Genomic DNA, 20,258 nt, shown 5'->3' on the forward strand with positions numbered 1-20,258 from the left:
CCTGCCGTGCCCTGGTGGTTATTTCTTCTTTTTGGGGGCGATGACCATGATCAGCTGGCGTCCTTCCATCTTTGGATGCTGTTCAACGGTGCCGTATTCAAGCAGGTCAGCTTCAACCCGCTTTAACAGCTCCATGCCCAGCTCCTGATGGGCCATCTCACGGCCGCGGAATCGCAATGAAACCTTGGCCCTGTCCCCCTCACTAAGGAAACGTACCAGGTTGCGTAGTTTTACCTGGTAATCCCCTTCCTCCGTCCCTGGACGAAACTTGATTTCTTTAACTTGAATCTGCTTCTGGTTTTTCTTTGCTGCGGCAACCTGCTTCTTCTTTTCGAAGATCGATTTGCCGTAGTCCATCAGCTTGCAAACAGGCGGCACTGCATCGGCAGAAATTTCTACCAGATCCAGCTTGGCCTCTTCGGCCTTAAGAAGCGCGTCTTCAATTGACACAATCCCGAGCTGCTCACCCTCAGCGCCAATTAACCGAACCTCACGTGCCGAGATATTCTCGTTGATCGGTGCCTTCGGTGCAGCTCGCTTATCTTGTCTCATATCACGCTTAATAATGATTACTCCAAATCTTGGCGACCACGCCGGGAAACCGCCTGCGTAATAAATTCAGCGAATTGAGCGATGGGCATTGAGCCCAGATCAGCACCTTCACGGGTACGCACGGCGACAGTTTTCGTCTCAACTTCCCGATCTCCGATAACCAAGAGATAAGGAACCTTGAGCAAAGTATGCTCGCGGATTTTAAAGCCTATCTTCTCGTTCCTCAAGTCAGACTTGGCACGAAAACCGCTTTGATTGAGTGTTTTTTCAACTTCGAGGGCAAAATCAGCCTGCTTGTCGGTGATATTCATCACCACTGCCTGAGTCGGCGCCAGCCAAGCCGGGAACGCTCCCTCGTAATGCTCGATCAAAATACCGATGAAACGCTCGAACGAGCCGAGAATCGCTCGGTGCAACATGACCGGCACTTTACGACTGTTATCTTCGGAGACATAGCTCGCATCTAGGCGCTGCGGCATGTTCGGATCGTACTGCAGAGTACCGCACTGCCACGCACGACCGAGACAGTCGAGCAGGGTAAACTCGATCTTCGGGCCATAGAACGCACCCTCGCCCGGCAGATATTCCCAAGGCAGCCCTGCCTCGTTCAGCGCGTTGGCCAGGGCCTCTTCGGCACGATCCCAGAAGGCATCATCACCAACGCGCTTAGCTGGACGCGTGGAGAGCTTCATCTGCACGTCGGTAAAGCCGAAGTCGGCGTAGACCTGCAAGGTCAACTTAATGAAATCCGCCGCCTCTTTCTTGACCTGCTCTTCGGTACAGAAGATGTGCGCATCATCCTGAGTGAAGCCACGCACGCGCATGATGCCGTGCAAAGCACCCGAAGCCTCATTGCGGTGACAGGAGCCAAACTCAGCCAAGCGCAGCGGCAACTCGCGGTAGCTTTTCAGACCCTGATTGAACACCTGCACATGGCACGGACAGTTCATCGGCTTGATCGCGTAATCGCGACTCTCCGACTCCGTGGTGAACATATTGTCGGCGTAGTTACCCCAGTGCCCGGACTTCTCCCAGAGCACGCGATCAACAATCTGCGGGGTCTTGATTTCCTGATAGCCATGCTCGCGCTGCACGCCACGCATGTACTGCTCAAGCACCTGGTAAATGGTCCAGCCATTCGGGTGCCAGAACACCATGCCCGGCGCTTCTTCCTGAGCGTGGAACAGATCAAGACGCTTACCGATCTTGCGATGGTCGCGCTTCTCAGCTTCTTCAATACGCTGAACATAAGCAGCCAACTGCTTCTTGTCCGCCCAGGCAGTGCCATACACGCGCTGCAGCTGCTCATTCTTGGCATCACCGCGCCAGTAAGCACCGGACAACTTGGTCAGCTTGAACGCTTTAAGGAAGCGCGTATTGGGCACGTGCGGGCCGCGGCACATGTCGACATATTCTTCGTGATAGTACAGACCCATGGCCTGCTCATCCGGCATGTCGCTTACCAGGCGCAGCTTGTAATCCTCACCGCGCGCAGTAAATACATCAATAACCTCAGCGCGCGGCGTCACCTTCTTGATGACGTCGTAATCTTTTTCGATCAACTGCTGCATGCGCTGCTCGATAGCCGCCACATCATCTAGAGTGAAGGGGCGCTCGGAGGCGATGTCATAGTAGAAACCATCATCAATGACCGGACCGATCACCATCTTGGCAGCAGGAAACAGCTGCTTCACCGCATGCCCAATCAAGTGCGCACAGGAGTGGCGAATGATTTCGAGACCTTCTTGGTCTTTGGGCGTAATGATCTGCAGGGTCGCGTCACTATCAATCAGGTCGCAAGCATCAACCAGCTTGCCGTTGACCTTGCCGGCCACCGTAGCTTTAGCCAAGCCAGCACCAATGGATTGCGCCACCTCGAGTACGGATACCGGATGATCGAACGAACGCTGACTGCCGTCGGGAAGAGTAATGATGGGCATGGCGCCTCCTCTCCTAGTGGTGACCTCTACCAAAGGCCACGTGGGTTGGGATGAGCCAGTAAGCGATTCGGCGGTATACCTGCCATACAGAAGCAAGGGCTTGCGGGCCAAACCAAAACCAAACCGCAGTCACTGGAGGTTTTAAACAACAAAGAACCACAGGGATGCTTACAGAAGACCTGGGCCATTTACAAGAACCAAAAAAAAGGGCCGCCTAAGCGACCCTTTTTCTACCAAATTTGGTAGGCACGATTGGACTCGAACCAACGACCCCCACCATGTCAAGGTGGTGCTCTAACCAACTGAGCTACGTGCCTACGATGGGTGCGCATTCTACGGCCGCGGGAAAAACTGTCAACATTTTTTTCGCTAACTGCCTGAATAAATGAATTTTTTACTATTTCGCTGCACGTTTTATATTTCGTACAGGCTACTAGCCGGGCATTTTCAACTCAGGTAGCATTTGCTTATCCGTAAAAAATAAAGAACAGAGGTTGCAAAATGGCGCACACAGCTTATCCACAATCCTATTACGCGGCCTCCGCGAACCCGGTTCCGGAACGCCCAGAGCTCAATGGCGAAGTCGAGACTGACGTGTGCATTGTCGGCGCTGGCTACACCGGCCTGTCGACAGCCATCGCCCTGCTGGAAAACGGCTTTAAGGTCAGCATCGTCGAAGCCGCCAAAGTCGGCTTCGGTGCGTCAGGCCGTAATGGCGGGCAGATCGTCAACAGCTATAGCCGCGACATTGACGTGATCGAGCGCAGTGTCGCTCCCAAGCAAGCGCAGCTGCTAGGCGACATGGCTTTCGAAGGCGGCCGGATCATTCGTGAGCGCATCGCCAAGTACAACATCCAATGCGACCTCAAGGACGGCGGTGTATTTGCAGCCAACACGCCCAAGCACATGAAGCACTTGGAATCGCAGAAAAAGCTCTGGGAGCGCTACGGCCACACCCAGCTGGAGCTGATGGACGCCAAGCGCATTCAAGAAGTCGTCGGCACCGACATTTATGCCGGCGGCATGCTCGATATGAGTGGTGGCCATATCCACCCGCTCAACCTGGCACTGGGCGAAGCTGCTGCAGTTGAGTCCCTCGGCGGGGTGATTTACGAGCAGTCCCCTGCTATCCGCATTGAACGCGGCGCCAATCCCGTTGTCCACACCCCTAACGGCCGCATCAAAGCCAAGTTCGTGGTTGTAGCGGGTAACGCTTACTTGGGCAACTTGGTGCCTGAGTTGTCGGCCAAGTCGATGCCATGCGGCACCCAGGTGATCACCACCGAACCACTTTCGGCTGAGATGGCAAAAAGCTTGCTCCCGCAAGATTACTGCGTCGAGGACTGCAACTACCTACTGGACTATTACCGCCTGACCAGCGACAACCGCCTGATCTTTGGTGGTGGCGTGGTCTATGGTGCTCGTGACCCTGCGAACATCGAGGCGATCATTCGCCCGAAAATGCTCAAAGCCTTCCCGCAATTAAAAGACGTGAAGATCGACTACGCCTGGACCGGCAACTTCCTGCTGACCTTGTCGCGCCTGCCGCAAGTGGGCCGCCTGGGCGACAATATCTATTACTCGCAAGGTTGTAGCGGTCACGGCGTGACCTACACCCACCTGGCGGGCAAGGTGCTGGCCGAAGCACTGCGTGGCCAGGCCGAGCGCTTCGACGCCTTCGCTGATCTGCCGCATTACCCGTTCCCGGGTGGTCGCCTGTTCCAGGTGCCGTTCAGCGCCTTGGGCGCCTGGTACTACACAATGCGTGACAAGCTGGGCGTTTAAAGCAACACCGGCAAACAGAAACGGCACCCTTGGGGTGCCGTTTTGCATTCCAGCGCAGCAGAGCGCTACCTAAAGCGCGGCATCCGGCCAAACCTGGCGGGCAGCACGCAAGGCACGCCGTGCTGCGTCACCTCGGCCCTGCTGCTGCAACTCACGTGCAGCCTGCAGCCAGACCCGCTCAACCGGCTGCGCCGGCAACTGATTGGTCGGCTGAACCAGTACCGCCCAGCGCCCTGCCTCGCTCCAGGCATCATCGAAACTGGCAAAACTGGTGTACCAACGACGGGTATTACCGGAGCGCAACACCAGCGTGCGCTCACGTTGGTCATAACCGACCAGCACTGCAAACTGCGAACCGGGGCCGCCAAACAGGCGATCCTGCATCACCAGTACCGGATGACCTGCGGATACCTGCTGGATAAGCGCATCCAGATTGCCGGGTATGGGATAAACCAGCAGCTCATATGAGCGCGCCACGGCCTCAAGCCCAGCTTGCGGGCTCTGCCCTTTGGCCAGTTGCTGCATGCGCTCATCCACCAGCCCTGGGCTGCTGATCACGCCATGATGATTGAGCAGCGCGGCCAATGCCGACGGCCCTCCTTGGGCGTCACTGAGCTGAAAGAACGGCACATCGGCCAACTCGACTCGCTCCGGCAGGCGCTTGGTTTCCGGCAACAGCTGAGGCCCGCCGGCGCAGGCAGCGAGCAGAAAAAGCATGGCAAACGGCAGAAGTCTTACGGCACGCGCTGACTGGAACATCACTCACCCACTGATTTTGTTGTGGCGCAGAGCATAACGATGAAGTGCCTATGACCCAACCTATACGCGAAAAACCATTCCCCTTCAGGGTCAGCCAACCATCGCGTCGCGAGTGCCAATAACGCAAGCACTCCTGGGTTTAACTGTTCAGAATCAGCATCGCTTTGGCCAGGAATATGATCAGCAACATCTGCGTCAATACGCTCAGGTCGATCAAGGGTGAACGCACTGGATCACACGCCCCGCGCGCATCCGCCAGACAACCGCCAAAAATGCCCAAGAATGCTAAACGCCAGGCAGATTTTCGGGGTAAGCAATGTGGCAAAACTGCCGGTAAACGCATCGGCGAGCACCGCACGGAAGACCCAGACCAAGGCCCTTGGGCGCGCTGCGCGGTGTTAATGGAGGGCGGCAGCAACTGGACTACTTCCAGCTAATACACAAGAGCTGACACACAAGAGCTGACACACAAAACCCGCTCAGTGAGCGGGTTTTGTGTGAGCGGAGAACGCCTGGTTTAAACCAGTTTTTCCAGCTCAGGTACGGCGTCGAACAGGTCAGCGACCAGACCGTAATCGGCTACCTGGAAGATCGGCGCTTCTTCGTCCTTGTTGATCGCAACGATCACTTTGGAGTCTTTCATGCCGGCCAGGTGCTGGATCGCGCCGGAAATACCGACGGCGATGTACAGCTGTGGCGCAACGATCTTGCCGGTCTGACCGACCTGCATGTCGTTCGGCACGAAGCCGGCGTCAACCGCGGCGCGCGAAGCACCCACAGCAGCGCCAAGCTTGTCGGCCAGAGCGTAGAGGTGCTTGAAGTTGTCACCGTTCTGCATGCCACGACCGCCGGAAATGACGATTTTGGCAGCGGTCAGTTCAGGTCGGTCGGATTTAGCCAGCTCTTCACCGACGAAAGCCGATTTGCCAGCATCCGCTGCGCCGCTAACGGCTTCAACAGCAGCACTGCCGCCTTCGGCAGCAACTGGATCGAAACCAGTGGCGCGCACGGTGATGACTTTGACAGCAGCAGACGACTGCACAGTGGCGATAGCATTACCGGCGTAGATCGGACGCTTGAAGGTGTCAGCGCTTTCAACCGCGATGATTTCCGAGATCTGATCAACGTCCAGCGCAGCGGCTACGCGCGGCAGGATGTTCTTACCGTTGCTGGTAGCAGCAGCCAGAATGTGGCTGTAGCCCTTGCCCAGTTCGGCCACTAGCGGCGCGACGTTTTCCGGCAGCTGGTGCGCGAAAGCCGCGTCGTCAGCAACCAGCACCTTGGCCACGCCAGCGATTTTGCCAGCAGCTTCGGCAGCGGCGGCGCACGCGGCACCGGCAACCAGAACGTGAATGTCGCCGCCGATCTTCGCAGCAGCAGCCACGGTGTTCAGCGTGGCTGGAGCCAGGGCGGCATTGGTGTGTTCAGCGATAACCAGGATAGTCATTTAGATTACCTTCGCCTCGTTCTTCAGTTTCTCGACCAGTTCAGCCACGGACTTGACCTTGATGCCGGCGCTGCGGGTAGCAGGCGCTTCGACTTTCAGGGTCTTCACAGTGGAGGCAGTGGAAACGCCCAGGTCGCCCGGGGTAACGGTTTCCAGCGGCTTCTTCTTGGCCTTCATGATGTTCGGCAGCGACGCGTAGCGCGGCTCGTTGAGGCGCAGGTCGGTGGTCACGATCGCCGGCAGGTTCAACGCAACGGTCTGCAGACCGCCGTCGATTTCGCGGGTGACGTTGATCTTGTCGCCCGCCACTTCCACTTTGGAAGCGAAGGTGCCTTGAGCGAAACCAGTCAGGGCAGCGAGCATCTGGCCAGTCTGGTTGTTGTCGCTGTCGATGGCCTGCTTGCCGAGGATAACCAGCTGTGGCTGCTCTTTATCAACAACCGCCTTCAGCAGTTTGGCGACAGCCAGGGAGTTCAGCTCATCGGCCGATTCAACCAGGATGGCACGGTCAGCACCCAGCGCCAGCGCGGTACGCAGCTGCTCTTGAGCAGTGGTCGGGCCGATGGTTACAACAACGATTTCGCTCGCTACGCCTTTCTCTTTCAGGCGTACGGCTTCTTCCACGGCGATTTCGCAGAAAGGGTTCATCGACATCTTGACGTTGGCAAGATCAACGCCGCTGTTGTCCGCTTTGACGCGAACTTTGACGTTGTAGTCGACCACTCGTTTGACAGCTACAAGAACCTTCATGGATTCCTCGTTAGATAAGAATGTCGTCAGTCGCTCTGCTCAGCTCGCCAATAATCCTCTGGCAACAGAACGTTGCCGAACGGCTTGCTCTGCACAACAGAGCAAAAATGGCGGGCGGGCAACATTGAGGGTGGCAGATCGCTCGCGCGAGGCGCTCGTACTCAGCACCACAGTCGTAAACAATCACCAGGAACCGAGTAAACCGCAATGAGCGCAGCAGCCTTGAGCGCCATTACCGGTTGCAAGATATCTCTAAGCATCCATGGCCAGGTCATCCACCGCGGCGAATCACCTGGCCAGGCGTGCATATTTCAGCGTGAGCGCGGCATACCAAGACCGAACTGAGCGATCAGTTCACGCTGGATTTCGTTAGTGCCGCCGCCAAAGGTCAAGGTCACGCAGGCGCGCACGTCGTACTCCAACTCACCCAGCAAAAACGCTGCGGCGCTGCCCTCACGAATCAGCCCGCTGGCACCTACGACCTCACTCAGTTTGCGCAGGATATCCACCACTGACTCGGAGCCGAACACCTTGGTGGTCGACGCCAACGCTACGTCCATCCGATCATGATCCAGATCGGCGGCGATGCGGAAGTTGATCAGGCGCATGGCCTCGATCTTCGCGTAACACTCGGCCAGCAGACTGCGTACCCAAGCCTGATCCATGGCGCGGCGGCCCTGCTCATCCTCGGCCCGTGCCCATAGATAGACCTTGCGAAACATGCCAACCACTCGATCAGACCATGAGCCAAGGCCCAAACGCTCATGGTTAAGCTGTGCGGTAACCAGATGCCAGCCCTTGTTCAGCTCGCCAACCAGACGATTTTTCGGCACTTCGACATTGTCGTAATACGTTGCCGCCGTCGGGTTGCTACAAGTCGGGATCAGGGTGTGAGAGAAGCCCTCGGCGCGGGTATCCACGATCAGGATGGAAATGCCCTTGTGGCGCAACTCTTGCGGATTGGTGCGCGCCGCCAGCCAGATGTAATCGGCGGAGTGCGCACCCGAGGTCCACAGTTTGTTGCCGTTGACGACAAAGCGATCCTCTTCCACCTTTGCGGTGGTCTTCAGGGTCGCCAGATCCGACCCCGCGCCCGGCTCCGAATAGCCGATGGCGAAATGGATTTCCCCGGCGGCAATGCCCGGCAGGAAAGCCTGTTTCTGCTCGGCTGTGCCATTAGCCATTAAGGCCGGGCCCACGGTGCTGATGGTAACGAAAGGCAGCGGCGCACTGGCGATATTGGCCTCTTCAAAGAAGATCAGCTGCTCAGTGGCACCATAGCCCTGGCCGCCGTACTCCTTCGGCCAACCCACTGCCAGCCAGCCGTCCTGGCCCATCTGCCGAATCAGCCGGTTCGACGTCTCCGAACCCTCGGCACCACGCAGCTCGCAGCGCAGCTCGTCGGTCATCAGGCCATTGAAGTAATCGCGCACTTCAAGGCGCAGTTTTTTCTGTTCTGCGGTTAAGTCTACAAACATGCTGCGCTCCTCAGGCTACGCCCAGAATCAGGCCGCTGGTTGGCACGCCGGTACCGGCGGTGACCAGCACATTGTCTACGTTGACCACCTGGTTCACCGAACTGCCACGTACCTGGCGCACGCCTTCGGCAATACCGTTCATGCCATGGATATAGGCTTCACCCAACTGACCACCATGAGTGTTGATCGGCAGGCGTCCGCCGCGCGCATGATGCCCGGCACGAATGAACTCCTTGGCCTCACCGCGCTCGCAGAAGCCGAACTCTTCCAGTTGCGGCAGCACGAAGGGGGTGAAGTGGTCGTAGATCACCGCGGTCTGGATCGCGTCCGGCCCCAGGCCTGACTGGCGATAGATTTCCTTGGCCACCACGCCCATCTCCGGCAAGCCGGTAATGTCATCGCGATAGAACGAGGTCATGCTCTGTTGACCAGCAGCGATACCCTGGGCAGCGCCTTTAATGATCACCGGCTTTTGCTTGAGATCCCGCGCACGCTCAACCGAGGTGATAACCATCGCCACGGCGCCGTCTGACTCCTGGCAGCAATCGAGCAGGCGCAGCGGATCGCAGATCCAGCGCGAGTTCTGATGGTCTTCCAGGGTGATTGGCTTACCGTGGAAGAAGGCTGCGGGGTTGGTCGCGGCGAAATCGCGCGCGGCCACAGCGATACGGCCGAAATCCTCGGTGGTGGCGCCATAGGTGTGCATGTAGCGGCGGGCGAACATGCCCACCCAAGATGCCGGGGTATGGAAACCGTGAGGCATGTACCAGCCATAGTTGACGTTGTCGAACAGCGGGGTATCAGCGAAGCCATAGTTGCCAGTACCAAAACGGTACCAGGAGCGCTCGTTCATCGCCCGGTAGACCACTACGGTTTTCGCCACACCGGTGGCCACAGCCATAGCCGCATGCATCACCGGGCCGCACGCAGCACCGCCGCCATGCGGCACCTGGGAGAAGAATTTCACCTGCTCGCAACCCAGCAGCCGAGCGATCTCGTACTCCGGCACTTTATCTACCGAGTAGGAGCTGAAACCGTCGACATCTTTAGGGTCGATACCGGCATCGGCCAGCGCCGCCAGCGTCGCTTCCATGGCCAGACGCAGCTCGGTGCGACCGGAGTTTTTGGAAAACTCAGTGGCACCAAGACCGGCAATCGCAGCCTTTCCGGACAGCATTGCATCATTCATCTTCGCGTCTCCGTTATGTTGGCAGAACCAGGCTGACCGTACCGACCGCGTGGTTGCCCATGGAATTCTTACCCTTGAGCGTGATCACCAGCGAGCGCTTGTCTTCGTCCCGCTCGCTCACTTCACCGCTGAACGTCATGGTGTCGCCGGGGTAGTTAGGAACGCCCAGCTTGATGCGAACATCGCCGAAACTGGCCAGCGGGCCGGCCCAACCTTCGACAAACCGCTGTACCAGCGCCGTGGTGGTCAGGATATTCATGAAGATATGTGGCGAGCCCAGCTCACGAGCGGCCTCGACATCATGGTGGCCAGGAAAGTAATCACGGGTGGCAATTGCCCCGCCATTGATCAGGGTCACGGTGATAGGGATCGCCAGCTCGGGAAGTTGCTCGCCGAGCTTGGTTTCAGCAAAGGTTCTGGTTTTCATCGAGGTCATATTTCCATCCAAGCGTGTCATTGTTGGCCAGCCAGTCACCGAGACGCTCGAGAGTGGCAGCAGAACCACCCAGCACCAGACTCAGGTAGCGGCTCCAGTAAAGAAAACGGTGGATCGGATAGGTCAGATCGACGCCAATGCCACCATGCACATGCTGAGCCTTGTGGCCGATCAGGTGCGCCGCTTCGACACACAGGAAACGCGTGGCAAATGCTTCCGAACCGCTCGGCATGCCGTTGTCGAGGCGATAACACAGCTGATACAAACAGCTGCGCAAACTCTCAATGGCGATGTGGCAGTCCGCCATGCTCATCTGCACCGCCTGGAAGGTGCCGATGGCTCGCCCGAACTGCTCGCGCTGGTTAACGTACTCCACGGTACGCCGCACCTGCGCTTCGCTGACCCCGAGCTGCAACGCTGCCACCGCGGCAATCGCCCGCTGCTCCAGCCAAGGCAAGGCCGCAAGCGGCAAGAGCTGCACGGCATAGATCAATACATTGCGGCACTGCACGTCCGCCACGCCAAGGCCATGGTTGCTCACGGCTGGCACCAGCTGCACGCCTTCGCTGCGCGGATCCAGCAGCACCAAACGCTGACCTTCAGCCGTCTCGACGGCCAGCAGCAGCTGGTCGGCCTGAGCCGCCACATCCACCGCATTAACATGGCCCTGCAACAGCAGGCGGCCATCCTGTTCATCCAAGCGCAGAGCCAGGCCATGACTGGACGCCAGCCCCTGCAGGGAAAAACTCAGCAGTTGGCTGCCGGCAGCGGCCTGTTCGATCAATGCTCGCTGGGAGTCGGCGGCAAACTCGGCCAAACAGGCTGCAGTCAGCTGGTGCTGCCACAACGGTACCTGACCCAAACCCGCACCTTGCGCACGCAGCACGCAATGCAAGTCGGTAATGCCCATGCCGCTGCCGCCGAATGCTTCCGGAATGGCCAGCGCATGCAGCCCCGTATCGATGCAGGTCTGCCACAGCGCCTGCATGAAGGGCTCAGCTGCCAGATCGAACTCGCGCATGCGCTCGTCGGTGCAGTAATCCTGGAACACGCTATCGGCCATTTCGGCAATCGCGCGCTGGTCGTCAGTCAATGAAAAATCCACGGGACGCCTCCTGTTATGCCACCGGCCGGAATTGCGGCAGAGTCTGTCGGTCATCGAAACGTTCGAACTCAACCTGCAGACGCTGACCGATCTTCAGCTGATCGGCATTTACGCCCACCAGCCCGGCGATCAGCCGCACGCCCTCGTCCAGTTCGATCAGGCCGATCGGGTTGGGATAATCAAACGGCGCTACTTCCGGGTAGTGCATGACCACGAAGGAATACAGATGAGCCTTACCGCTGGCCTCGATGCTGTCCCAGGCAAAGCTGTGGCACTTGATGCACACCGGCGCAGGTGGATGGCGCAGGGTCTGGCAGTCGCTGCAACGTTGAATCAGCAGCTTGCCGGCCTCGCAGCCTTCCCAGAAGAAACGGCTGTCATCACTTCGGCCGGGCAAGGGACGCATGGCCTTAGGCGCAGCTTTCTGCTCTTGCGGTTTGGCGGCTGGCGGACGCTGTGCGGGCTTGAATTTGAAGACGCGGAACAGCTGCTTGCCAACCTGCTCGTCCGAACCGCCGGCCTCTGCTTCAGAGAAGTAGGTCATCAAGACCGTGACGAAGAAACCAGTGCCCAGCGGGGTGGTCTTCTCCTCACTGACCGAATCCAGTCGTGCGGTGAAATACAGGCGCTCGCCGGCAATGATCGGGCGATCGAAATGCAAATCAGAGTTGACCGCCACCACCGCCGGGTAGCCGTAGGGCTCGATAACTTTGAGCACTTCAAAATTGTTCTCGGTGGTGGAACCCTCAGGGAAGTTCTCCTGATCCAGTCCACCCATGCACCACACCTGCAGCATGCCGGGCGGCGCGACTACATCCGCATGGCCCTGAGCGCGAGCAAATGCAGCATCGGTATACAGCGGATTGCTGATGCCCATTACTTCGCACCACTGCCGGATCATCGGCGCATTCACTCGATCCCAGGCGTAGACGCGACCATATTCACGCCCGACCATGGCCTGCACCTTGTCTATCAATTCTTGATCAGCCAAGTTCGTCTCCTGATAGTTCTGTTGGACGATACCGGTAGCGGCATCATCGAGTTTCATCACGCCTTGCCGGAGGTGGAAGCAGCCAAAAAGGCTGGTCGCTCGCCACCGCCATGCAACAGCAGGTTGGTTCCACTGAAATAGGCCGCCATCGGTGAGCCGGCATACAGACAGGCATTGGCGATGTCCTCCGGCTCGCCCATACGGCCGGCGGGAATCCCCGCGCCGACTGCAGCGATGCCGGCTTCATCGCCGTAATGCAAATGGGATTGTTCGGTGCGGATCAGCCCAGGGCTGATGGTCAGCACCCGTACTTTCGGCGCCCACTCCACCGCCAGCGAGCTGGCCAGCGCAACGATGCCGGCCTTGGCCGCGCCATAAGCGGCAGTACCCGGTGAAGGTCGGGAGGCGCTAACCGAGCCGATAAAGATGATCACCCCGCCTTCGGCCTGCTGCTGCATCAGCTGATTGGCCTGCTGAGCGATATTCAACGGTGCCAGCAGATTGAGGCGAATGATGCTTTCGCTGAAGCGCGGCGAGGCCGTTGCCGCCTCGGCATGCGGACTACCGCCCGCGTTATTGACCAGTACATCGAGGCGACCGGCCTGCTGTTTGATCGTTGCAAACACCTGCGCCATAACGTCCACATCGCGCACGTCGGCTGGCAAAAAGCTTGCCTCGTTGCCAGCCGCCTGTGGCAGCTGCTCGGGAGGCTGACGCCCGCAAACGAACACCTGCGCACCGGCAGCCAGGTAGGCACACGCGATACCGGCACCGATACCTTTGGTACCGCCGGTGATCAGAACCACTTTGCCACGGTAATCCAGCTGGCTGGGAGACTGCATACACACACCTCACGTGAAGTCATGACCTCACTGTATTTGCTCCACCACCTCGGCCACTTCGTCTGAACGGACGATGAAGCTTGCCCGCTACCTCCCAACAATCGATCTAACCTCCGACACACCAGCATGCAAAGGCTCGTCATGTCCCCTTCCGAAGCACCCAGCGTCCTCCTTGATCTGCCTGCACCGGGCGTGGCTCGGCTGACCCTTAACCGGCCAACGGTCACCAATGCCCTCAGCCTCGAACTGCAGGCGTTGCTGGCCGAGCACTTCAGTCAACTGGCTGGCGACCCGCAGATTCGCTGCATCATCCTCACTGGTGGTGAACGGGTTTTCGCCGCCGGCGGGGATATCTCCAGCATGGCTGGGGTCGGCCCGATTGATATTCTGCAAAGGCATACCGAGCGCACCTGGGGCCCCATCCAGCACTGCCCCAAACCGATCATTGCCGCCGTATGCGGCTACGCCTACGGCGGCGGCTGTGAACTGGCGATGCATGCCGACATCATCATTGCCGGGCGCAGTGCGCGCTTCTCCCAGCCGGAAATTCGCATCGGCATCATGCCGGGCATTGGCGGCACCCAGCGGCTGGTTCGTGCAGTCGGCAAGGCCAAGGCCATGCAGATGGCGCTGACCGGCCGCCCCATAAGCGCCGAAGAAGCCTATGTCGCCGGCCTGGTCAGCGAGCTGGTGGATGACGATCAGGTGCAGGCCACCGCCCTGGAGCAGGCTCAGCAGGTTGCCAGCATGTCGCCACTGGCCGCCGAGCAGATAAAGGAAGTGATCCTTGCTGGCATGGACGCCTCACTTGAGGCCGCACTGGCCCTGGAACGCAAGGCAAACGCCCTGCTGTTTGCCTCGCAGGATCAAAAGGAAGGCATGCAGGCATTCATCGAGAAGCGCAAACCGATTTTCAAGGGCTACTAACGACAAAAAAGGACTGCTGTCATGAGCGAACTATTTTCCCTACAGGGCCAAGTGGCCTTAGTCACCGGCGCAGGACGCGGAATGGGACTGGGTATCGCCGAGACACTGGCCCGCCAGGGCGCTACTGTGGCGATCAATGATTTCTATGCCGAGCGGGCTGAGGCCGCCGTGCAGCAGCTGCATGAGCAAGGCCTGAAGGCGCTGGCCGCACCAGCAGACATAACCAACTATGAGGCCGTACAGCACATGGTGGCGCAGATCGAGGCCGAGATCGGCGGTATCGACATTTTCGTCTCCAACGCGGGTGTACCCGTTGATGGAATGGGCTATTGCAAGTTCCTCGACTCCGCCCGCGAAGACTGGAACCGTTTCGTCGACCTGAACATGTTTGGCTTGATGAATGCCTGCCACATCATCGTACCCGGCATGATTGAGCGTGAGTACGGGCGCATCATCGCGATCACCTCGGAATCCTGGCGCGCCGGACTGCCTATGGGTATCGCTGCCTACGCGGCGTCCAAAGCCGGCGCGGTGGGTTTTATCCGCCACCTGGCTGCCGAGACCGGACGCAAGGGTGTAACCGTCAACGCACTGTCACTGGGAACCATGAACAACTGGGACTCAGATGCACTGGCAAAGAAAACCTGCTTCGTTCCGCGTGCCGGTTCACCACAGGATGTCGGTGCCGGCGTGGCATATTTCGCCTCGCGTGAAGCCAGCTGGGTAACCGGCCAGGTATTACCCCTGAATGGCGGCAGTCTGACCGCCTGATACCTCTAAGCAGCGCATTGCGGGCCTTGGGCCTGCTCTTTACTGCCGCACCTCGTGTGCCTACCCATACAACGTTGCAAATATGGGTAGGCAACATCAACAAAACCAAAACACTCAAGCCGGCTGCTGTTGAGCCAACTCCCGTGCCAAGGCCAGCTTGTCGACCTTGTTCGACGCATTGGTTGGCAGCGCTGCAAAGAACACCACCCGACGTGGCACCTTGTAGTTGGCCATGCACTCTCGGCTCCAGGCGATCACGGCAGCCTCGTCGAGCAAATCTCCCTGACGCACCACCACGCAAGCACAGCCAACCTCGCCCATGCGCTCGTCTGGAATGCCCAGCACAGCCACTTGGGCGATTGCCGGATGCTCACTCAGCGCGGCCTCGATTTCCGCCGGATAACAATTGAAGCCGCCGACGATGAACATGTCTTTCAAGCGCCCGGTGATACGCAGGTTGCCGTGCTCATCCAGGCTGCCAATATCCCCAGTGTGCAGCCAGCCATCGCCATCAACCGCCGCGGCAGTGCCTTCGGGATCAGCGAAATAGCCCTGCATGACATGAAAGCCACGCAGGCAGATCTCTCCATTCTGGCCTTGGGGCAGCGGCCGGCCCTGCTCATCGATAATGACCAGCTCGGTACCGGGGATTGGCCGGCCGCTGGTCGCGGCAATCACTTCAGCCAAGTCCTGCGGGTCGCAGATGGTCGCCAGCCCGCCGCATTCGGTCAGCCCGTAAGCGGTGGTCACCACGCTGCAGCCCAGCTCATCACGGATACGCTGAATCAGCACCGGCGGGATGGTCGAGGCCCCCGTCACCGCCACCCGCAGGCTAGACAGATCAGTGCTGCCCAGGCGTGGATGGTCGAGCATCGACAGGTACAAGGTCGGTGGGCCGGGCAAAATGGTGATGCGTTCTTCAGCGACCCGGCGGAATACCTCATCGGCATCGAATACCGGCTGCGGCAGGATGGTCGCGCCACCCAATAGGCAGGTCAGCCAGCCCGCTTTGTAGCCGAACGAATGGAAGAACGGGTTGACGATCAGGTAGCGGTCCCCCGGCACCAGGCCGATGATCCGCGCATATTCGTTGAACGCCTGCAACGACTGGCCATGGGCGTACATAACGCCCTTGGACTTGCCGGTGGTGCCGGATGTGAACAACAGATCAGATAGATCGTTCGATGTCACCGCCAGGGCGCGGCTGCGGGCCTGCTCCAGAGGAACCGAGCGACCAGTGGCGAGGAAATCCTCCAGCCGTTGATCAGCCGCATGCACGGGTTCGGCACCGATGACCACCATGCGTTCCAGAGTCGCCGGACGATGCGCATTGAGCAACGCGGGGTAATCGGTACCCAGGAAACTGCCCTGAACAAAGGCCAGACGCGCGCCACTGCGTGCCACGATGTCGGCCGCCTCGGCACCTTTCATACGGGTATTAAGCGGTACCAGGACCGCACCGGCGGCCTGCAGCCCTACCGCCAGTAACACCCACTCGATACTGTTGGGGGCCCAGATCACCACACGGTCGCCCTTGTCGATACCGGCGGCCATCACACTCTGCGCCACCTCCAGCATGCGCTGTGGCAGATCGGCGTAACTGATGGCTTGTCGATCATCCTCCAGCGCCACGGCGGCCCCATGCAGCTCGGCAGCTCGCAGTACCAGGGCCGGAATCGACGCAGGCAGATCTTCAACGTTGGGAAAAACACTGGCCATTAGTTCAATCTCGCTTGTTCATTCGGGAAACCGCAGATGAACCCGGTCGCTGGTCGCCACCGCCTGACAGGCCAGAGTCCAACCTTCGTTCAGTTCCTGCTGGTCCAACGCATCGTTGTGCAACAACTCCACCGCCCCCTCAACCAAGGTGCACATGCAGGTGGCGCAAGAGCCAACCAGGCAGGAATGCGGTGCCGGCAGCCCTTCACGGCGCATGGCGGTCAACAGCACCTCACCCTGCGCGCAGTTGAGCTCATAGGTAGTACCGTCCAGTTCGACGGTCAGTTGGGTCGCCGTGGCATCCTCAAGCTCCACCACCGGAAGCTTTGACTGCTCATTTTCACTGGGCAGTGACACGAAGCGTTCGACATGGATGTGCGAGCCTGGCAGGCCGGCACGTCTAAGCGCCTCACTGCCGGCGTCCATGAACGGCGCAGGGCCGCAGATAAACGCCTGGGCCTGCTCGAAACCAGCGGCCAGATGCGCCAGCTGCGCGACATCCGGATTGCCCTGGACACTGCCAAGCCAATGCACCACCTGCAAACGCTCGGGGTACTCACGCACCAGCTCAAGCAGGAACGCCTTGAAGATCACCGATTGCTCATCGCGGTTGGCATACACCAGGCGCACCCGGCCTTGGGCCTGGCTGAGTGCCGAGCGCAGAATCGACAGCACCGGGGTGATGCCACTGCCGCCGGCCAGCAGCAGGAAGTCGCCATCCAGCCCCCGAGGCACGAAGGCCCCAGCGGGCACCTGGACCTGTAGCTGATCACCGGGTTTGACCTGATCGCACAGCCAGTTGGAGCCACGACCGCCTTCCACGCGCTTGACCGTGACGCGCAGATTCTCCCCAGCAAAGGGCGAACTGGAGAGGGAGTAGCAGCGCGGCAACCAGTCATCGCCGCAAGGGATGCGTACGGTCAAAAACTGCCCTGGCTTGTACTGGAAGCGCTCGACCAATTCCGCCGGCACCGCCAGCTCGAAGGAGCAGCTGTCATGAGTCTCGGCAATGACCTTGGCCACTGTCAGGGAGATGTAGTCGGGCGTTGTCATATCAAATACTCATCACGAATTGGCCACTGTCGACACGCAGCTCGATACCGTTGACTGCCCGCGACTCATCCGTTGCGAGAAACAGTACGGCCTCGGCCACATCTTCCGGCAGACAAGCACGGTTCATCGGGTCGTGATCGATGGTCAAGCGCGCGGGGTCGATGCCCTTGGGATAGCTGCCGCGCGTCATCGCCGTGAGCACGCCGTCGGGGTGCACCGAGTTGCAACGGATGCGGTACTTTCGCCGCCGGCAATGCACTGCCACGCTGCGCGTCAGGGCCGCTACCGCGCCCTTGCTGGCACCGTAGGCGAGGTAGTCGTCGCGGGCCGCCAGGGCGGCGATCGAGGACATATTGATGATCGAGCCCGTCTCGCCGCTCTCCCTCATCAGCGTCACGGCAGTCTGGCAACCGAGAAACACGCTATCGGCATTCACCCGTAGCAGGGTATGCCACTGCTCCAGGGTCGTTTCCTCGATACTCCCAGCAATCAGGATGCCCGCGTTATTGACCAGAATATCGAGACGCTGGAAGCGCTCTCGCACGAGTTCAGCCAGCGCCTGCCAGTCCGCCGCCGCAGTGACGTCGTGGCGCATGAACAGCACATTGCTACCGAGTTCGGCAGCGATGCGCTCGCCATCCTGGACATTCAGGTCGGTCATGATGACCCGCGCGCCCTCAGCAACGAAACGGCGTACGGTGGCCTCACCAATACCACTGGCGGCTCCCGTGACTACCGCCACTTTATTGATCAATCGATTGCTCATGGTGGCCTCCTTTACTGTTGCGCGGCGTGTAAGGCGGCCACATAACCAAAGGTCATGGCCGGCCCGAGCGTACCGCCGGCACCCGGATAGGTCGTGCCCATAACGGAGGACGAGGTGTTGCCGATGGCATACAGCCCGGCAATCGGCTGACCAGACTCATTCAGCACCTGGGCCTGCTCGTTCGTCAGCAGACCACCCTTGGTACCAATGTCCCCGGCATACATCGGCATGGCGTAGAACGGCCCCTTTTCCAGCGGTGCCAAGCAAGGGTTAGGGCTGACGTTGCTGTCACCGTAGTAACGGTCAAACGCGTTACCGCCACGGGCGAAGTCTTCATCGGTGCCGCTGCGGGCAAAGCCATTCACGCGCTCGACCGTAGCCTTGAGACCCGTCGCATCGACGCCAATCTGCCCAGCCAGTTCATCCAGCGAGCCCGCCTTGTAATAGACGTTGTTCAGCCAGGCCTTGCGCAGGCGGCTGTCGGGCATGATCTGCGCCGGCATCAGCGGGCCCATGGCGTAGTTGAAACGGAACTTGCTGTCGAAGATCGCCCAGCTTGGAATGGTCGCGCCACTTTCTGCATGGTCGCGGTACATGGCGGCGACAAATTCCAGATAAGGCGCAGCCTCGTTCACGAAACGCTTACCCTGCTGGTTGACCACGATGACGCCAGGGAACGCACGTTCGGCGAAAACCCCACGCGCACGATCCTCACCGGGTATCAGCAAGCTAGGCGCCCACCAACCACACTCCATCAGATCAGTGGCAGCGCCCAGGGCCTGCGCGGCTTCCAGCGCGGCGCCAGTATTGCCCCCAGCAGGAGTGGCGCTCCAGGCAACCTGACTGGGCTGCGGCAAGTATTTTTCGCGTAACTGCTGATTCTGCTCGAAGCCGCCCGACCCCAGAATCACCGCCTTGCGCGCCTGCAACCGCTGCACCTGGCCGTCGCGCTCGACTACCACGCCACAGACGCGGCCATCCTGCTCGATCAGCTCACGAAAGGCGGTGCTCAGCCACAAATCGATACCACGATCCAGCATGGAGGCACGCAAACTGGCCACCAGCGCATTGCCCATGGACGCACGGCGGTCACGCTTGCTGTTGGTCTTCTTGCGCCAGCTGAAATCCAGTTTGTAGCGCAACATCAGCCACAGGATCATAAACCGCCAGCCAGTTGATTTAGACATCGCTTTATGCGCATGCCGGGCCGTCCAGGAAATACGCCCCATCAGCTGGTTGCCCGGCGCAGCCTCTCGCAGCGCCGCCAGCTCATCACCCAGAGCGCTCAGGTCGAACAGCTCGGGGTCAAGGCTGCGCCCGCCTTCCAGCGCACCTGGCAGGTGCTGGTAGTAATCAGGGTATTGTTCGGCCACCGCGTAGCGAACGCGGGTTTTTTTCTCCAGCCAGGCGACCATTTCCGGGGCTTTGTGCAGATAAGTGCGCAGGCGTTCATCGCTCACGCGGTCACCGACCGCGGCCTTGAGGTAGGTCCAGGACAACTCTTTGCTGTCGTTGCCGCCGATGGCCTTGAAATAGTGGTTATCGGGAATCCAGATGCCGCCACCCGAGATGGCCGAGGTACCGCCATACTGGGCGGCTTTTTCCACCATCAACACCGACAGCCCCTGATCGGCAGCCGCAATGGCTGCGGTCATCGCACCCGCACCCGAACCCACCACTATCAGATCGTATGTAGCGCTGAAATCATTCTTGTTATGCATGTCGACTCTCGTAGTTGCGATCCGTCG

At 59.5% G+C, this 20,258-nt stretch carries 18 protein-coding genes and 1 tRNA gene; 3 read left to right on the plus strand and 16 right to left on the minus strand.

The window, feature by feature from the left end; genetic code table 11:
• Nucleotides 1-18: 18 nt before the first annotated feature.
• The 3 genes from infC to Q0V31_RS17595 form a co-directional block, all read right to left on the minus strand.
• On the minus strand, nt 19-570 hold the full coding sequence (gene infC / locus Q0V31_RS17585; protein WP_298191126.1) for a translation initiation factor IF-3: 552 nt from the start codon (nt 568-570) through the stop codon (nt 19-21).
• Nucleotides 570-2,492, minus strand: a complete 1,923-nt coding sequence (gene thrS / locus Q0V31_RS17590; protein WP_298189919.1) for a threonine--tRNA ligase — start codon at nt 2,490-2,492, stop codon at nt 570-572. Before thrS ends, infC begins: the two co-directional genes overlap by 1 nt.
• 240 nt (nt 2,493-2,732) lie before the next feature.
• Nucleotides 2,733-2,809: transfer RNA gene (locus Q0V31_RS17595), tRNA-Val, on the minus strand.
• Nucleotides 2,810-2,993: 184 nt separating this feature from the next.
• Between Q0V31_RS17595 and Q0V31_RS17600 the strand changes: the two genes are divergently transcribed.
• On the plus strand, nt 2,994-4,277 hold the full coding sequence (locus Q0V31_RS17600) for an FAD-binding oxidoreductase (RefSeq protein ID WP_298189921.1): 1,284 nt from the start codon (nt 2,994-2,996) through the stop codon (nt 4,275-4,277).
• 69 nt (nt 4,278-4,346) lie between these two features.
• Here the strand turns inward: Q0V31_RS17600 and Q0V31_RS17605 are convergent, their stop codons facing one another.
• The 9 genes from Q0V31_RS17605 to Q0V31_RS17645 form a co-directional block, all read right to left on the minus strand.
• On the minus strand, nt 4,347-4,994 hold the full coding sequence (locus Q0V31_RS17605) for a PA2778 family cysteine peptidase (RefSeq protein ID WP_298189924.1): 648 nt from the start codon (nt 4,992-4,994) through the stop codon (nt 4,347-4,349).
• A 559-nt stretch (nt 4,995-5,553) separates the two neighbouring features.
• Nucleotides 5,554-6,483 carry an FAD-binding protein gene (locus tag Q0V31_RS17610; protein WP_298188215.1) on the minus strand — a complete coding sequence of 310 codons (930 nt, stop codon included), beginning with the start codon at nt 6,481-6,483 and terminating at the stop codon, nt 5,554-5,556.
• Entirely contained in the window at nt 6,484-7,233 is a 750-nt protein-coding gene (locus Q0V31_RS17615; RefSeq protein ID WP_298189927.1) for an electron transfer flavoprotein subunit beta/FixA family protein, read from the minus strand.
• A gap of 311 nt (nt 7,234-7,544) precedes the next feature.
• Nucleotides 7,545-8,711, minus strand: a complete 1,167-nt coding sequence (locus Q0V31_RS17620; protein WP_298189929.1) for an acyl-CoA dehydrogenase family protein — start codon at nt 8,709-8,711, stop codon at nt 7,545-7,547.
• Nucleotides 8,712-8,721: 10 nt separating this feature from the next.
• Nucleotides 8,722-9,900 (minus strand): lipid-transfer protein, encoded by a 1,179-nt coding sequence (locus tag Q0V31_RS17625; protein ID WP_298189931.1) that lies wholly within the window; start codon nt 9,898-9,900, stop codon nt 8,722-8,724.
• Nucleotides 9,901-9,913: 13 nt separating this feature from the next.
• Nucleotides 9,914-10,336, minus strand: a complete 423-nt coding sequence (locus tag Q0V31_RS17630; protein ID WP_298189933.1) for a MaoC family dehydratase — start codon at nt 10,334-10,336, stop codon at nt 9,914-9,916.
• The gene (locus Q0V31_RS17635; protein ID WP_298189935.1) at nt 10,305-11,441 is read right to left on the minus strand and encodes an acyl-CoA dehydrogenase family protein; all 1,137 of its coding nucleotides are present in this window, start codon (nt 11,439-11,441) and stop codon (nt 10,305-10,307) included. Before Q0V31_RS17635 ends, Q0V31_RS17630 begins: the two co-directional genes overlap by 32 nt.
• A gap of 13 nt (nt 11,442-11,454) precedes the next feature.
• Nucleotides 11,455-12,432: an OB-fold domain-containing protein gene (locus Q0V31_RS17640; protein WP_298191128.1), complete on the minus strand. Its 978-nt coding sequence runs from the start codon at nt 12,430-12,432 to the stop codon at nt 11,455-11,457.
• Nucleotides 12,433-12,488: 56 nt separating this feature from the next.
• Nucleotides 12,489-13,274, minus strand: a complete 786-nt coding sequence (locus Q0V31_RS17645) for an SDR family oxidoreductase (RefSeq protein WP_298189938.1) — start codon at nt 13,272-13,274, stop codon at nt 12,489-12,491.
• Between the two features lie 141 nt (nt 13,275-13,415).
• On the opposite strand from Q0V31_RS17645, the gene Q0V31_RS17650 reads away from it, so the two are divergent.
• Nucleotides 13,416-14,201, plus strand: coding sequence for an enoyl-CoA hydratase (locus Q0V31_RS17650; RefSeq protein ID WP_298189940.1), 786 nt, complete (start codon nt 13,416-13,418; stop codon nt 14,199-14,201).
• A 21-nt stretch (nt 14,202-14,222) separates the two neighbouring features.
• The gene (locus Q0V31_RS17655; protein WP_298189942.1) at nt 14,223-14,972 is read left to right on the plus strand and encodes an SDR family NAD(P)-dependent oxidoreductase; all 750 of its coding nucleotides are present in this window, start codon (nt 14,223-14,225) and stop codon (nt 14,970-14,972) included.
• 114 nt (nt 14,973-15,086) lie between these two features.
• Here the strand turns inward: Q0V31_RS17655 and Q0V31_RS17660 are convergent, their stop codons facing one another.
• The 4 genes from Q0V31_RS17660 to Q0V31_RS17675 are packed head-to-tail and all read right to left on the minus strand — an operon-like array spanning nt 15,087 to nt 20,231.
• Nucleotides 15,087-16,691, minus strand: a complete 1,605-nt coding sequence (locus Q0V31_RS17660) for a FadD3 family acyl-CoA ligase (RefSeq protein WP_298189944.1) — start codon at nt 16,689-16,691, stop codon at nt 15,087-15,089.
• A gap of 18 nt (nt 16,692-16,709) precedes the next feature.
• A complete protein-coding gene (locus tag Q0V31_RS17665) occupies nt 16,710-17,744 on the minus strand; it encodes a ferredoxin--NADP reductase (protein WP_298189946.1) in 1,035 nt (344 codons plus the stop codon).
• Nucleotide 17,745: 1 nt separating this feature from the next.
• Complete coding sequence (locus tag Q0V31_RS17670) at nt 17,746-18,510, minus strand: SDR family oxidoreductase (protein WP_298189948.1); 765 nt, start codon at nt 18,508-18,510, stop codon at nt 17,746-17,748.
• 11 nt (nt 18,511-18,521) lie between these two features.
• Nucleotides 18,522-20,231, minus strand: a complete 1,710-nt coding sequence (locus Q0V31_RS17675) for an FAD-binding protein (protein WP_298189950.1) — start codon at nt 20,229-20,231, stop codon at nt 18,522-18,524.
• Nucleotides 20,232-20,258: the final 27 nt, after the last annotated feature.

Origin of the sequence: uncultured Pseudomonas sp. (assembly GCF_943846705.1) — a bacterium.
GTDB lineage: Bacteria > Pseudomonadota > Gammaproteobacteria > Pseudomonadales > Pseudomonadaceae > Aquipseudomonas.

What these genes read in the sequence shown, in the direction of transcription:
- Q0V31_RS17645 (WP_298189938.1), bottom strand. Translation starts at nt 13,274, where the DNA reads ATGCAGTCTCCCAGCCAGCTGGATTACCGTGGCAAAGTGGTTCTGATC.
- Q0V31_RS17605 (WP_298189924.1), bottom strand. Translation starts at nt 4,994, where the DNA reads ATGCTTTTTCTGCTCGCTGCCTGCGCCGGCGGGCCTCAGCTGTTGCCG.
- Q0V31_RS17665 (WP_298189946.1), bottom strand. Translation starts at nt 17,744, where the DNA reads ATGACAACGCCCGACTACATCTCCCTGACAGTGGCCAAGGTCATTGCC.
- Q0V31_RS17610 (WP_298188215.1), bottom strand. Translation starts at nt 6,483, where the DNA reads ATGACTATCCTGGTTATCGCTGAACACACCAATGCCGCCCTGGCTCCA.
- Q0V31_RS17600 (WP_298189921.1), top strand. Translation starts at nt 2,994, where the DNA reads ATGGCGCACACAGCTTATCCACAATCCTATTACGCGGCCTCCGCGAAC.
- Q0V31_RS17620 (WP_298189929.1), bottom strand. Translation starts at nt 8,711, where the DNA reads ATGTTTGTAGACTTAACCGCAGAACAGAAAAAACTGCGCCTTGAAGTG.
- Q0V31_RS17625 (WP_298189931.1), bottom strand. Translation starts at nt 9,900, where the DNA reads ATGAATGATGCAATGCTGTCCGGAAAGGCTGCGATTGCCGGTCTTGGT.
- Q0V31_RS17660 (WP_298189944.1), bottom strand. Translation starts at nt 16,691, where the DNA reads ATGGCCAGTGTTTTTCCCAACGTTGAAGATCTGCCTGCGTCGATTCCG.
- Q0V31_RS17655 (WP_298189942.1), top strand. Translation starts at nt 14,223, where the DNA reads ATGAGCGAACTATTTTCCCTACAGGGCCAAGTGGCCTTAGTCACCGGC.
- Q0V31_RS17650 (WP_298189940.1), top strand. Translation starts at nt 13,416, where the DNA reads ATGTCCCCTTCCGAAGCACCCAGCGTCCTCCTTGATCTGCCTGCACCG.
- Q0V31_RS17630 (WP_298189933.1), bottom strand. Translation starts at nt 10,336, where the DNA reads ATGACCTCGATGAAAACCAGAACCTTTGCTGAAACCAAGCTCGGCGAG.
- Q0V31_RS17675 (WP_298189950.1), bottom strand. Translation starts at nt 20,231, where the DNA reads ATGCATAACAAGAATGATTTCAGCGCTACATACGATCTGATAGTGGTG.
- Q0V31_RS17670 (WP_298189948.1), bottom strand. Translation starts at nt 18,510, where the DNA reads ATGAGCAATCGATTGATCAATAAAGTGGCGGTAGTCACGGGAGCCGCC.
- Q0V31_RS17615 (WP_298189927.1), bottom strand. Translation starts at nt 7,233, where the DNA reads ATGAAGGTTCTTGTAGCTGTCAAACGAGTGGTCGACTACAACGTCAAA.
- thrS (WP_298189919.1), bottom strand. Translation starts at nt 2,492, where the DNA reads ATGCCCATCATTACTCTTCCCGACGGCAGTCAGCGTTCGTTCGATCAT.